At 56.2% G+C, this 13922-nt stretch carries 11 protein-coding genes and 1 tRNA gene; 10 read left to right on the top strand and 2 right to left on the bottom strand.

What is annotated here, in order from left to right:
* Positions 1-96 precede the first annotated feature (96 nt).
* The 8 genes from SIC18_RS05140 to SIC18_RS05105 all read left to right on the top strand — a co-directional run bounded on the left by SIC18_RS05140 (position 97) and on the right by SIC18_RS05105 (position 10582).
* Positions 97-1173 (top strand): Mrp/NBP35 family ATP-binding protein, encoded by a 1077-nt coding sequence (locus SIC18_RS05140; protein WP_048347933.1) that lies wholly within the window; start codon positions 97-99, stop codon positions 1171-1173.
* A gap of 2 nt (positions 1174-1175) precedes the next feature.
* Positions 1176-2447, top strand: coding sequence for a rod shape-determining protein RodA (gene rodA, locus SIC18_RS05135; protein WP_048347932.1), 1272 nt, complete (start codon positions 1176-1178; stop codon positions 2445-2447).
* A gap of 7 nt (positions 2448-2454) precedes the next feature.
* A complete protein-coding gene (locus SIC18_RS05130; RefSeq protein WP_048347931.1) occupies positions 2455-3864 on the top strand; it encodes a sensor histidine kinase in 1410 nt (469 codons plus the stop codon).
* 94 nt (positions 3865-3958) lie between these two features.
* A complete protein-coding gene (locus SIC18_RS05125; protein ID WP_048347930.1) occupies positions 3959-4390 on the top strand; it encodes a photosystem I reaction center subunit II PsaD in 432 nt (143 codons plus the stop codon).
* A gap of 47 nt (positions 4391-4437) precedes the next feature.
* A complete protein-coding gene (locus tag SIC18_RS05120) occupies positions 4438-5970 on the top strand; it encodes an anthranilate synthase component I family protein (RefSeq protein WP_048347929.1) in 1533 nt (510 codons plus the stop codon).
* Positions 5967-7112 (top strand): glutamate--cysteine ligase, encoded by a 1146-nt coding sequence (gene gshA / locus SIC18_RS05115; protein WP_413430320.1) that lies wholly within the window; start codon positions 5967-5969, stop codon positions 7110-7112. Before SIC18_RS05120 ends, gshA begins: the two co-directional genes overlap by 4 nt.
* Positions 7109-10120 (top strand): phosphoenolpyruvate carboxylase, encoded by a 3012-nt coding sequence (gene ppc / locus SIC18_RS05110; protein WP_250394832.1) that lies wholly within the window; start codon positions 7109-7111, stop codon positions 10118-10120. The genes gshA and ppc overlap by 4 nt, the downstream gene beginning before the upstream one ends.
* Entirely contained in the window at positions 10121-10582 is a 462-nt protein-coding gene (locus tag SIC18_RS05105) for a hypothetical protein (protein WP_048347927.1), read from the top strand.
* A 21-nt stretch (positions 10583-10603) separates the two neighbouring features.
* Here SIC18_RS05105 and SIC18_RS05100 read toward each other — a convergent pair.
* Positions 10604-10677, bottom strand: a tRNA-Arg gene (locus tag SIC18_RS05100).
* Between the two features lie 104 nt (positions 10678-10781).
* On the opposite strand from SIC18_RS05100, the gene recF reads away from it, so the two are divergent.
* The gene (gene recF / locus SIC18_RS05095) at positions 10782-11879 is read left to right on the top strand and encodes a DNA replication/repair protein RecF (protein ID WP_250394833.1); all 1098 of its coding nucleotides are present in this window, start codon (positions 10782-10784) and stop codon (positions 11877-11879) included.
* Positions 11880-11909: 30 nt separating this feature from the next.
* Entirely contained in the window at positions 11910-12431 is a 522-nt protein-coding gene (gene speD, locus SIC18_RS05090) for an adenosylmethionine decarboxylase (RefSeq protein ID WP_048347925.1), read from the top strand.
* Between the two features lie 15 nt (positions 12432-12446).
* On the opposite strand, the gene SIC18_RS05085 is transcribed toward speD, so the two are convergent.
* Complete coding sequence (locus SIC18_RS05085; RefSeq protein ID WP_048347924.1) at positions 12447-13841, bottom strand: glutamate decarboxylase; 1395 nt, start codon at positions 13839-13841, stop codon at positions 12447-12449.
* Between the last annotated feature and the right edge of the window lie 81 nt (positions 13842-13922).

Genomic DNA, 13922 nt, shown 5'->3' with positions numbered 1-13922 from the left:
CAATCGACCCTTTCAGCCTGACAGAGGTCCCGACAAGCATGTGTGAAGGACTGTCATGGGCAGCGCCCCTAGGATCCACACCAAAGCAACAGTTGCATGGCCACAGCAGAACAGGCAGCTGAGTTGCTGAAAGGGATTGTGGATTCAGGCAGCAATCGGTCTGTTGTGGATCTCGGTTGGCTCGATCGCGTACGCATTGATCCACCCCGGGCAGTGCTCCGCCTCAATCTCCCTGGCTTTGCCCAAGGTCAACGGGACCGCATCGTCGCTGAAGCACGGGAACGCCTGCTAGCCCTTGAAGCCATTCAGGACGTTCAAATTGAAGTTGGCACCCCACCGTCTCAAGGTGGCATTGGTCAAGCCGGCCATGGCCAACCAGCCGAACGCCAGCCCATCCCTGGTGTCAAACAGGTGATTGCCGTTAGCAGTGGAAAAGGAGGGGTCGGCAAAAGCACAGTGGCGGTCAATCTTGCTTGCTCACTAGCAAAACAGGGACTTCGTGTTGGCTTGCTCGATGCCGATATCTACGGGCCCAACGCCCCGATCATGTTTGGTGTTGCCGATCAAAGCCCTGAGGTCAGTGGCTCTGGTGAAGATCAGCGAATGATCCCACTGGAAAGCTGCGGGGTCGCCGTGGTCTCGATGGGGTTATTGATCGAAGAAAACCAACCCGTGATCTGGCGCGGACCAATGCTGAACGGGATTATTCGACAATTTCTCTACCAAGTGGACTGGACCGAGCGCGATGTCCTGATCGTGGATCTTCCTCCCGGAACTGGCGATGCCCAACTGTCCCTGGCCCAGGCCGTGCCGATGGCCGGAGTGGTGATCGTGACCACACCACAAAAGGTGGCTTTACAAGATGCCAGGCGTGGCTTGGCCATGTTCCTTCAGATGGGGGTTCCGGTTCTTGGCGTCGTCGAGAACATGAGTGCCTTCATCCCACCAGATCAGCCCGACAGGAGCTATGCCTTGTTTGGATCGGGAGGAGGGAAGACCTTGGCAGACGCCTTCGACGTTCCTCTCTTGGCCCAGATTCCGATGGAAATGTCAGTGCAGGAGGGCGGCGATCAAGGCCAGCCCATCAGCATCAGCCATCCCGACTCCGCCAGTGCTCAAGCCTTCAAAGAGTTGGCTGAGACAGTTGGCAACAGCCTTCAAGCGATCAGCTGAGCATGAAAATTGGCCCGATGAGTCGTGAACACAGCCTGTTCACCCTCAACCGGCGACGCAAAGGCTGGCAACTCAAGGAACCGGTGTTGTGGGGTGTCCCCCTCGCCATGGTGATGGTGGCGGGTCTCTTAATCGCAAGCACCCAGCGCCAAGCTGATTACGCCGATTGGTATCACCACTGGATCACGGCCGCTGTCGGCGTTGTGATCGCTCTCGTAACAGCGAGGCTGCCATTGCTGCGGCTAAAACCACTGCTGATTCCGATCTATGCCATCACTGTGATCAGCCTGGTCGCCGTTCGCCTGATCGGCACCACTGCTCTGGGCGCTCAACGCTGGATCAGCATCGGCGGGGTGCACGTGCAACCGTCGGAGTTCGCAAAATTGTCGGCCATTCTGTTGCTGGCTGCGGTACTCGATCGGCACCCTGTCGAAAGGCCCGTCGATCTGCTGCGTCCACTGGGGATCATCTCGATTCCTTGGTTGCTGGTGTTTATCCAGCCCGACCTCGGAACATCGCTCGTCTTTGGAGCGCTGCTGCTCACGATGCTCTATTGGTCTGGCATGCCGATTGAGTGGCTCGTGCTGCTGCTCTCACCCTTGGCTACGGCCTTGCTCGCTGGACTGTTCCCCTGGGGACTGGCTGCCTGGATCCCGTTAACCATGATCATTTCCTACCGATCGTTGCCATGGAAACGGGTGGCACTTGCACTCGTGATGATCGTGCAATCTGCTGCGGCCCTCATCACCCCATGGATGTGGATGCACGGCTTGCAGGACTATCAACGTGATCGCCTCGTGCTGTTTCTCGACCCAGCGAAAGATCCCCTGGGAGGCGGCTACCACCTGCTGCAAAGCACCGTTGGAATTGGCTCGGGAGGATTGTTCGGGATGGGGCTCCTACAAGGGCAACTCACGAAATTGCGCTTTATTCCTGAGCAGCACACAGACTTCATCTTCAGTGCTCTCGGAGAAGAAACAGGATTCTTAGGCACGATGTTGGTTGTTATCGGATTTGCACTCTTGATGGGTCGCCTGCTTCAGGTGGCTGGGCAAAGCCGTTCTGACTTCGAATCGCTCGTGGTGATTGGCGTCGCCACCATGCTGATGTTTCAAGTTGTCGTGAACATCTTCATGACCATTGGCCTGGGTCCTGTCACGGGTATTCCCCTTCCATTTATGAGTTACGGCCGAAGTGCAATGGTCGTGAATTTCATAGCTCTGGGGCTATGTCTTTCGGTATCGAGGCGCTCCAAACGGGCCCTAAACCGATGAGCCAGTGATGTTGCTCCAAACCATTCACCAACAGATGGCGCAGGGAGTGAGCTCGGGAGGCTCCGATGACTCGACGGCTCGGCGCATGTGGTGGGCTGCGTTGGAAACGCTTCAGGAAACGCTCCTACTGAACGAAGAAACACCAGCTGGAGTGTGGCTTGCGGCCCCCCTACCGGCCCTCTATGCACCCCAACTTCTGAACAGCCTGCAGGGGTGGGTCTGGGCACCTCAGGCACTCGGAGCGCTGACATCACCCAGCACAAGCCTCCTCCCTCCAGACCTCTTAAGAGCTCGCCAGAGCCAAGGAGGAGCAACCCAGTCGTTGAAAGCATCGACCTTCAGACGTCTACCGCTCCACGAAGACGACAGCCATGACCCGCTCTTGGTTGTCATCACGGCCAAAGTGCAAATCGCCCTAGCCCTTCATGGAGGCCCAAGCCAACGTCAGCTGCTCATGCGCAGTGAGCCTGAAACCCTTGGCAGCGTGCTTGGCCTCATTGAACAGAGGCTGAAACTGGATGCCCCCGATCAAGCCCTGGCTCTTCATCAAGCCCTCGAGGCGCTTGGCCCGCTGGAAAGCAGCAGTGCCCTGGGGCAAACGTTTTGGCCAAGCCTGGCCGTAAGACTTGCGAGCATGGCACCCACCGTGACGTTGCAGGCGTCGACATCAGCTCCCGCCCAGAGCCATCAGCAGCCACAAACGACGATTGAACAGGGATTGGCGGCGAGCAAGGCCGATGAAGAGTTGTCCTTGCTTGAGGCAATCGCCCATGAAGTGCGCACACCTCTCTCAACGATTCGCACCCTGATCCGATCTTTGCTCCGGCGCAATGACTTGCCCAAGACCGCCATCAAGCGCCTTGAAATGATCGACACCGAATGCAGCGAACAAATTGACCGGTTCGGCCTGATCTTTCAGGCGGCAGAACTACAGCGCCAGCCAGAAAGTCCCTCTGTTCTGGCTCAGACTGATCTAGGCAGCATGATCGGCCTGTTGACGCCCTCCTGGGAACAGCAGCTCCAGCGGCGGGGCATTGAACTGAGCCTTGCAATCGCCAGCAATCTTCCATCCGTTCTTAGCGATCCAAGTCGCCTGGAACCAATGCTGGGAGGCTTGGTGGATCGCTGCAGTCGAGGTCTTCCCAGCGGAAGCCAGCTCGTTCTCACCCTTCAACCCGCGGGAGCTCGTCTCAAGTTGCAACTTCACGGCCAAAATCCTGCAGAACGTGGAGAGGGGCTCGCCAGTCCAGAACCAATCGCCCAGCTTGGTCCCGTGCTGAGCTGGAATCCAGACACGGGAAGTTTGCAGCTCAGTCAGACCGCGACGCGGCGCTTACTCGCCCGACTGGGTGGCCGGCTCACCCAGCGACGGGATCGGGGTTTAACCGTGTTTTTCCCTTTGGCCCCGCATTGTTGACGGGTGTGAAGATTCCAGGCCAGAACGGCGATCAGGCCCGATGCCCAATGCTAATTTTCTGGACATCACGGCATGCCGAATTTCGAGGTCAGCTATGACAGCATCCGCCTTAACCGGTCAGCTTCCCCAGTACATCGGCAGCACCGGCGGCCTGCTCAACTCCGCGGAAACTGAAGAGAAGTACGCGATCACCTGGACCAGCACGAGCGAGCAAGCCTTCGAGCTCCCCACAGGTGGAGCCGCCATGATGTCTTCTGGCGAAAACATCATGTATTTCGCACGTAAGGAACAGTGCTTGGCTTTGGGCACCCAACTCCGCACCAAATTCAAGCCTCGGATCGAGGACTTCAAGATCTATCGGATCTTCCCTGGTGGCGACACCGAGTTCCTGCATCCAGCGGATGGCGTCTTCCCCGAGAAAGTCAACGAGGGACGTCCGATTGTTGGACACAACCCAAGAAGTATCGGAGCGAACGGCAATCCTGCCAATATCAAGTTCAGCGGTCGCAACACCTACGACTCCTGACCAACGTTCGGCCATGATGCCCAGCGGTCGGCTGCAACAATCTCCTCATGCTCAGCCCCGACCGCTCCGCCTTTTTTGAAGCAGCTCGCTGCGGTGCAACGTTTATCCCCGTAGCCCATAGCTGGCCCGCTGATCTAGAAACCCCTCTCACCACCTGGTTGAAGGTCGGTGAGGGCCACCCGCCTGGGGTCTTACTCGAATCCGTCGAAGGTGGCGAGAACCTTGGACGCTGGAGTGTGATTGCCTGTGATCCTTTGTGGACGCTCTCAGCCAGAGGGGACGTTCTGACGCGCCGCTGGAGAGATGGCTACGAAGAGAGCTTTCAAGGCAATCCACTCGAGGTTCTTCGTGAATGCACGAATGCCTATAAGCCCGTCTCTCTCCCAGGGCTTCCACCCCTAGGGCAGTTGTATGGGATGTGGGGATATGAGCTCATCCGTTGGATCGAACCCAGCGTTCCCGTCCATCAAGCCGACGAAAACGCCCCACCTGACGGCGTTTGGATGTTGATGGACAGCATCTTGATCATCGATCAAGTGAAGCGTCTGATCACTGCAGTCGCTTACGGGGATTTGAGCAGCACCAGGGCCGCGGCCAAGACCGCAGATCAAGCCTGGGATGGTGCCATGGGTCGCATCCAGATGCTTGAGAACCGCATGGCTTCGCCTCTGCCGCAGGTCCGTCCTCTGGGCTGGAAACCTGCGGCAAGGCCCACACCAGAAACTGAAAGCAATCGATCTCCTGAGAACTATCAACAAGCCGTTGCCACGGCCCAAGAACACATCGCCGCAGGAGATGCCTTCCAGCTCGTCATCAGCCAACGACTGGAAACACGCGTTTCTCATCCCCCCTTAGAGGTCTACCGAAGCTTGAGGATGGTCAATCCATCTCCCTACATGGCCTTCTTTGATTTCGGAGATTGGTACCTGATTGGTTCAAGCCCTGAAGTCATGGTCAAAGCAGAACCAGACCAGGGGGGTATTCGTGCCAGCCTGAGACCCATCGCCGGCACACGCCCTCGCGGGCGCAATGAGTTAGAAGATCGAAATTTTGAAGTCGATCTGCTTGCTGATCCCAAAGAACGGGCTGAGCACGTGATGTTGGTTGACCTTGGCCGCAATGACTTAGGCAGGGTTTGCACTGCGGGCACGGTGGATGTCAAGGAGCTGATGGTGATCGAGCGCTACTCCCATGTCATGCACATCGTGAGCCAAGTTGAAGGACGATTGGCCCAAGGTCGAGACATCTGGGATTTACTGATGGCCTCGTTCCCGGCAGGAACAGTGAGCGGCGCACCAAAAATCAGGGCCATGCAGCTCATTCATCAGCTCGAACCCGATGCTCGAGGGCCTTACTCTGGCGTCTACGGTTCTGTAGATCTAGCCGGCGCTCTCAACACGGCTATTACAATTCGAACGATGGTGGTCCGTCCTCACCCTGAAGGGGGATGGAAGATTCAAGTACAGGCCGGCGCTGGCGTCGTCGCCGATTCCGACCCCGCGTCTGAGTATCAAGAAACCCTGAACAAGGCCCGCGCCATGCTCACAGCTCTCGCTTGCCTTGAGGATTCAGGGACATGATCCAAAAGCTCAGACTCAAAGGGTTTGAAGTGGAGCTGTTCACCGGTCGGAGAACCGGTGAAAATGTTGGTGTAGCAGAGCTGGTCAAGCAGGATCTGACTGAATTTTGCGTTGAACCCGATCACCGCAATCTGGAATACATCACAGAGCCTGAATCCGATTACGGAAAACTCAAAGAGGCCCTTCTGGCCCCGCGCCGGCGCCTACGGACATGGCTTGAAGAACGAGATCTCACCTTGCTCCCAGGCAGCACTCTCACGTTGGGAGATGCCACGCGATTTGAACGATCCAATCCAAATGACCCTTATCACGACCTCATCGAAGCCACCTACGGCACCACTGTCGTCACGGCCAGCATTCATATCAACCTGGGGATCAGTGAACCGGCCGATTTATTTGCAGCTCTTCGGCTTGTGCGTTGTGAAGCCGCCCTTCTGCTGGCTCTGAGCGCCAGTTCACCCTTTCTCAACGGCCAGATCACTGGCGTCCATTCACAACGTTGGCTGCAATTCCCCCTCACTCCCAAACACGTTCCCCTGTTTCGCGATCTAGAGCATTTCGTGGAATGGACTGACACTCAACTGATGGAAGGGCGCATGCACAACGTGCGCCATCTCTGGACATCAGTCCGTCCCAATGGTCCAAAACGGCCCTTTGACCTCAATCGGCTCGAGCTACGAATCTGCGATTTAGTCACCAATCCAGATCTGCTGCTGGCGATAACAGCCCTGATGGAACTGCGAGTGCTGATGTTGCTGCGGAAGCCCGATCAACTCGACCCCTTCAAGGCAAGTGACCTGAGCGCGGATCAGCTCATGGTGCTCAGTGATAACAACGACACCGCTGCGGCTAGGCATAGCCTCGATGCGCAGTTGCTGGATTGGCGTGATGGTCGCCAACGTTTATGTCGCGACTGGCTGAGGGACCTGATCAATGCCGTGATGCCCGTAGCGCATGAGCTTGAAATGGCGTCCTGCCTGCTCCCTCTCGAATCCGTTCTTGCGGAAGGGAATCAAGCCATGCGTTGGCTCAAAGGGATCGAGAGCGGACGCAGCCTTGAAGATGAATTCCGCACTGGAATTCTTGCGATGGAACAGGAAGAACAGCTGATCGACAGATCCCTGGCTGATGCTTTGGGATGATCATGACTCCATCTGATAGCGGTTTCCCATCGATGCCTTCGTCCTCAGCCCTGATTCCTGAGAGCACACAGCCCAGGGCTGATGGCAATGAAGCCGGCGATGGACAGCTCCTGCAACAACGCCTTGCTCTTGTTGAAGACCTTTGGCAAACCGTTCTGCGCAGCGAATGTCCACCGGAGCAGGCCGAGAGACTCCTGCTCATGAAGCAGCTCAGTGATCCGGTCCTTCCTGGCGAGCATCCCGCTGGAACCGATGCACTGATTGATCTCATCAAGGAGATGGATCTTGCCGAGGCCATCGCTGCAGCAAGAGCATTCTCGTTGTATTTCCAGCTTGTCAACATCCTGGAACAACGCATCGAAGAGGACACGTATCTCGAGAGTATTAATCGATCACAGGACCAAGCAGAGCAAGTGGATCCATTTGCTCCGCCTCTGGCGACCCAGACCGAACCGGCAACGTTTAGAGAATTATTTGAGCGCCTGAGACGTCTCAACGTTCCCCCAGCACAGCTGGAGTCTTTGCTCCAAGAACTTGATATCCGTTTGGTCTTCACGGCACACCCCACGGAGATCGTGCGACATACCGTGCGCCATAAACAGCGGCGCGTTGCCAGTCTCCTGCAGCAACTTGAGACGCAGCCAATGACACCCTCAGGGGCTACTGACAGCGTGCGACTTCAGCTTGAAGAAGAGATCCGACTTTGGTGGAGAACCGATGAGCTCCATCAGTTCAAGCCATCAGTTCTGGATGAAGTGGACTACGCCCTCCATTATTTCCAGCAGGTTCTGTTCAATGCCATGCCGCAGCTGCGGCGCAGGATCGTCGCTTCCCTTGCTGCGAGCTATCCAGACGTCAAGGTTCCCTCTTCATCGTTTTGCACATTTGGATCATGGGTGGGATCCGACAGGGATGGGAACCCGTCAGTCACCACTGAGATCACCTGGCGTACAGCCTGTTATCAGCGCCAATTAATGCTCGACCGGTACGTCAGTGCCGTTCAACACCTTCGCAATCAACTCAGCATTTCCATGCAATGGAGCCAGGTGAGTGCTCCACTGCTCGAATCGTTGGAAATGGACCGCCTGCGCTTCCCAGATGTCTACGAGGAGCGCGCGACCCGATACCGGCTTGAGCCCTATCGCCTCAAGCTCAGCTTTGTGCTTGAGCGCCTACGTCTCACCCAGTTGCGCAACCAGCAACTAGCAGATGCGGGCTGGCGAACCCCTCCTGAAGGATTGCCGTCCTGTGCACCAGGCAACGCACCAGGTGATGCGCTCCACTACGGCTCGATCGCTGAGTTCCGCAGCGAACTTGAACTAATCCGAACCAGTTTGGTCAACACTGATCTGAGCTGTGAACCTCTCGACACCCTGCTCACCCAGGTGCACATCTTCGGGTTTTCACTGGCAGGTCTCGACATCCGCCAAGAAAGCACGCGACACAGTGATGCACTTGACGAACTAAGCCGCTACATCAATCCAGATCGAGCCTACGGAGAGATGGACGAGGCCGAGCGTGTGGCCTGGTTGATGGAGGAATTGCAAACGCGTCGTCCTTTGATTCCTCCCGCTGTGAGCTGGTCTGCGGCCACAGCGGAAACGGTAGACGTGTTCCGGATGCTGCACCGTTTGCAGGATGAATTCGGCAGCCGTATTTGCGGGACCTACGTGATCTCGATGAGTCACAGCGTCTCGGATCTACTCGAGGTGCTTCTACTCGCAAAAGAAGCGGGATTGGTGGATCCTTCGGCTCGCCATGCCGACCTCCTTGTCGTCCCACTATTCGAGACCGTAGAGGACCTCCAAAGGGCGCCTGAGGTGATGGAGCAACTGTTCGAGACCCCGCTCTATCGAGATTTACTGCCTCAGGTCGGCACCCAGGGGCTACTGCTGCAAGAGCTCATGCTCGGGTACTCCGATAGCAATAAGGATTCAGGATTTCTCTCCAGCAACTGGGAGATCCATCAAGCCCAAATTGCCTTGCAAGATTTGGCTTCTCGTCAGGGCATTGCCCTGCGTCTCTTTCACGGGCGTGGTGGCTCTGTCGGACGTGGTGGTGGTCCGGCCTATCAAGCGATCTTGGCTCAGCCCAGTGGCACCCTGCAGGGACGCATCAAAATTACGGAGCAAGGCGAAGTTCTGGCCTCGAAGTACAGCTTGCCTGAGCTGGCTTTGTACAACCTGGAAACAGTGACCACCGCAGTTGTCCAAAACAGCCTGGTGACCAACCAACTCGATGCGACACCCAGCTGGAATGAATTGATGTCCCGGGTCGCCAAGAGCTCACGCCGCCATTACCGAGCCTTGGTGCACGACAACCCTGATCTTGTGGCCTTTTTCCAACAGGTCACTCCCATCGAAGAAATCAGCAAACTGCAGATTTCCAGTCGCCCCGCACGAAGGAAAACAGGGACTCGAGACCTCTCCAGCCTGAGGGCCATTCCCTGGGTGTTCGGCTGGACTCAGAGCCGCTTTTTACTCCCCAGCTGGTTTGGGGTTGGTTCGGCTCTAAGTGAAGAGCTGGAGGCGGATCCAGACCAACTCACGTTGTTGCGCATCTTGCATCAGCGCTGGCCTTTCTTCCGCATGCTGATCTCCAAAGTGGAGATGACCCTCTCCAAAGTGGATCTCGACCTGGCGCGTCATTACGTGACCAGTTTGGGCAGTGCTGAACACCACGAGGCATTTGAGAAGATTTACGCGACGGTGGCTGAGGAATACGCCCGAACCAAGGGGCTTGTCTTGGCCATCACAGGCCAGGAGAGACTCCTAGATGCCGATCCAGCCCTGCAGCTCTCGGTTGATCTACGCAATCGCACGATCGTTCCGCTTGGTTTTCTTCAAGTCGCTCTGTTGAGGCGACTGAGAGATCAAAACCGGCAACCACCCATGAGTGAATCGCCCAGCAGCGATGTAGATGGACGCACTTACAGCCGTAGCGAGCTTCTGCGCGGTGCACTTCTAACCATTAACGGAATTGCTGCAGGCATGCGCAATACAGGCTGAGTGTCACCGCTTCCATTCCGACAGCAGGCCGCGGCACCACGACTGCCTGCCCATTACCGGCTACAAACCGCCCCCGATCCCAGCGGTGAGGCGATTAATGCTCTGCTGATCTCCTGCGGTGAACCCGCCCATCCCCTGGAGCGTTGGTCCTTGGCTCTCAGTCGCAGCCTCTGGCAGCTCAGCATCATCGACGAGCGCGATCAAGCTCTTGTTGGTTTTATTCGAGCGACAAGCGACCTGGCACTGAATGCCAATCTCTGGAACCTCGCCGCCTGTCCTGGTGACGATCAGGACTTGCTATTGAACGCCTTGCTGCATCACTCGCTTGCACGCTTGAAAAAAGAATTACCAGGGTGCAGCATTTCAATCTCCGCACCCGCAATTGCGCTTCAGGGATTAAAAAAACAAGGTTTTATTCTTGACCCTGGAGGGATTCGCGCCATGGGCTTGAGGCTCCGATGAAGGCTGGAGCCTGATCTTTGACGAGCATGGAGGGACTCGAACCCCCGACCCTCAGAACCGGAATCTGATGCTCTATCCAACTGAGCTACATGCCCCTGCGGCTGCCGCAACAGCTGCCGGTATTGATCGGCAAAACCAGCCGATCCAAGTACCTTAGCGACACGACGCATTAGGACCAATTCGGCTTCTCCAGCTTCAAATGCAGGGCTTTCGCAACCACAGCAACCTGCAGCTGGAGATTGAAGCACCACGCCTTCTCGTGATCGGTAGCAACGGTGTGGGCAAGTCAAACCTGCTGGAATCGGTGGAGCTCCTCGGAAGCCTGCGCTCACATCGCTCCAGCCAGGATGGGGACCTTATCCACTGGGACGCCAGCCGTGCACTGTTGAAGGCAACGTGCGCAGACCAGCAGATCCTTGAGCTTGAACTGCGTCGCCGAGGCGGACGCCAAGCCAAGCGCAATGGGAAACCACTCCAACGACAACTGGACTTAATTGGTCCCCTGAGATGCGTGGGTTTTAGCGCTCTCGACCTGCATCTCGTGAGAGGCGAACCAGCCCTGCGCCGCCAGTGGCTCGATCGTGTCGTCCTTCAACTGGAGCCTGTTTACGCCGATCTCATCAGTCGCTACGGGCGCTTGCTGAGACAACGCGCACAATTCTGGCGTCGGGGAGGTCTGTCCTCCGGGATGGAACCTCAGGCGCTCCTCGAAAGCTTTGACACCCAAATGGCTTTGGTGAGCACACGCATTCATCGCAGGCGTCTCAGAGCCCTTGCACGATTAGAGCCCTTAGCAGCGGTGTGGCAAGACAGGTTGAGCGAGGGACGTGAACATCTCCAGCTTTGTTACACCCCCGGCAGTGCACTGATCGGAGAAGAGCAAGAGGAAGCCTGGCGACTTGCGATTGAGCAACAGCTCAGAGAACAGCGCAGCGAAGAAGAGCGTTTAGGGAGCTGCCGGGTTGGTCCTCATCGCGATGAAATCGAAATGCGGATTAATGGAACAGCCGCAAGACGCTTCGGCTCAGCTGGCCAACAACGCACCCTGGTCCTGGCCTTAAAAATGGCGGAATTACAACTGGTCGATGAACTCTGCGGCGAGCCGCCCCTTCTTCTGCTCGATGATGTCTTGGCTGAACTAGATCCCACCCGGCAACTGGCCCTCTTAGAGGCCGTTGGAGAAAACCATCAATGCCTAGTCAGTGCAACGCATCTCGACGCATTTGAGGGTGGCTGGCTTGAGCAGTCGCAGATTCTCAATGCCGACAACTTGAGATCACAGTCCGAGGCGCGGTAGGGTCGCGGGCCATTTGCATCAAGAATCTTGATGGAGCAGTCCTTGTCCAGCCTGCACCCCAACCCGGGATGGGCGACTACAGAGCGCACGACAAACATCAGCTCTGTTGCTGCGAACAGCTGCGCGACCCAAAGCGGTGCAACCGACACCAGTGCAACCGACATGGTTGGCAAACACTGCATTCTCGAGCTCTATGACTGCGATCCCTCAAAGCTCGACGACGAAACTTTTCTGAGAGACACCATCACGACAGCAGCCCAACGTGCTGGTGCAACTCTGCTCAACCTGATCACACACCGCTTCGAACCCCAAGGGGTCACGGGTCTGGCTCTTCTGGCTGAATCCCACATCTCGATCCACACCTGGCCTGAAAACGGATATGCAGCCGTGGATGTTTTCACCTGTGGAGACCACACGATGCCGGAGAAAGCCTGTGAAGTGCTGTCCGAAGAACTATCGGCTGGTCGTCATGCACTGCGCAGCTTCCTACGGGAAACACCGGCAGCGCTAGGAACTACCGAGCGAATGCCGGCCATCCCGATCGCTGCCTAAGTGCCTGACCTGAGTTCAGAGGTGGTTGTAAGAAGCCCCCTCTGCGGCGGCAAGATTGCTCGTAATCGGATGTTTTTGGAAATGTTGAATGGCTTGCCTAATGTCTTCCAGCAGCAGGTCTGCCATATCGCGAGTGAAATCTCGCTTCACCAAAATCCTCTGGAATGCGGTTGATTCAAGTTCGCCCGTGAAGGGATAGGCAGGCACCTGCCATCCCCGCATTCGCAAGCGATCAGCGAAGTCATACAAGTTGAACCCATGCTTCGGATTGTCATCCAGAGTCCAAACCACAGTCGGAATACCCTGGTCTGGGGCACCGTCATGAATGATTCTGAAAAGATCAATCTCCTTTAATTGTTCCGCGAAATACTGCGCATTGGCATGACTGGCCATGTGCAGCATTCGATAGCCCTCTCGACCTAAACGCACAAATTCGTGATATTGAGCAATCACCTGACCAGCGGGTCTTGAAAAATTGATCTGGAATGTCGGCATGTCCCCACCCAGATACGTCACATGAAAGACAAGCTCTTCAGGCAGATCTTCCTTGCTGCGCCAGAGAACCCAGCCAACACCAAGGGGCGCCAACCCAAACTTATGACCTGAAGCATTAATGGATTTCACGCGTTCCAAGCGAAAATCCCAAAGGGGGAGATCCGGTGCGCAGAACGGAGCCAAAAAGCCACCACTTGCCGCATCCACGTGAATCGGTACATCAAGACCCGTACGTGCCTGAAGATCGTCCAACGCCTTGCTAATCGACTCAATGTCCTCATAGAGGCCGTGATAGGTCACACCAAGCGTGGGTACAACAAAAATCGTGTTCTCATCCACAGCCTCAAGAACGCGCTCAGGGCTGATGCACAGTTCACCAGCAAGCATCTCTAATTCACGCATTTCAATATCCCAATAACGCGCAAACTTCTTCCAGCAGATCTGCACACTTCCACACACCATATTGGGCTTATCTGTTGGCAAGCCTGCAGCCTCGCGACGTTTGCGCCAACGCCATTTGGCGGCCATCCCGCCAAGCATGGCTGCTTCACTGCTGCCAATCGTGGAGCATCCAACTGCGGCGCCAGGCGCATTCCACAAGTCGGCCATCATCGAGACGCAACGACTCTCAAGCTCAGCCGTCTGAGGATATTCATCTTTATCGATCAGATTCTTGTCCACCCCAATGGTCATCAACTCCATCGCACTTTGTGCTTGATAGGTCTGACAAAACGTGGCTAAGTTCTGCTTACTATTGCCATCAAGAAGCAACTCCTCTTTCAAAAGTTGCACTGTGGAATTCCCTTCGCGCCCTGCTCCAGGAAAATGATGCTTTGGCAGAGGGGTGAGCATGGCATCAACCATCGCCTGCTCCTCACTGTCACGGAGATGATGACGGGATTGATGCAGTGCCACAAAACAGTATTCGTCTTGATAAAAACTATTCAGAGTGAGCAACCAGCGCCACAGTCGTAACGAAGTGAACGACTGATCGAT

It is taken from the genome of Synechococcus sp. Cu2B8-bc1011 (assembly GCF_047302735.1).
GTDB lineage: Bacteria > Cyanobacteriota > Cyanobacteriia > PCC-6307 > Cyanobiaceae > Synechococcus_C.
The sequence above is the reverse complement of the archived record's forward strand: the minus strand, read 5'-3'. Positions and strand labels throughout refer to the sequence as shown.

Bases quoted from the DNA above. Each gene is read 5' to 3' on its own strand.
- SIC18_RS05140 (WP_048347933.1), top strand. From the start codon at position 97: ATGGCCACAGCAGAACAGGCAGCTGAGTTGCTGAAAGGGATTGTGGAT.
- rodA (WP_048347932.1), top strand. From the start codon at position 1,176: ATGAAAATTGGCCCGATGAGTCGTGAACACAGCCTGTTCACCCTCAAC.
- SIC18_RS05130 (WP_048347931.1), top strand. From the start codon at position 2,455: ATGTTGCTCCAAACCATTCACCAACAGATGGCGCAGGGAGTGAGCTCG.
- SIC18_RS05125 (WP_048347930.1), top strand. From the start codon at position 3,959: ATGACAGCATCCGCCTTAACCGGTCAGCTTCCCCAGTACATCGGCAGC.
- SIC18_RS05120 (WP_048347929.1), top strand. From the start codon at position 4,438: ATGCTCAGCCCCGACCGCTCCGCCTTTTTTGAAGCAGCTCGCTGCGGT.
- gshA (WP_413430320.1), top strand. From the start codon at position 5,967: ATGATCCAAAAGCTCAGACTCAAAGGGTTTGAAGTGGAGCTGTTCACC.
- ppc (WP_250394832.1), top strand. From the start codon at position 7,109: ATGATCATGACTCCATCTGATAGCGGTTTCCCATCGATGCCTTCGTCC.
- recF (WP_250394833.1), top strand. From the start codon at position 10,782: ATGCAGGGCTTTCGCAACCACAGCAACCTGCAGCTGGAGATTGAAGCA.
- speD (WP_048347925.1), top strand. From the start codon at position 11,910: ATGGAGCAGTCCTTGTCCAGCCTGCACCCCAACCCGGGATGGGCGACT.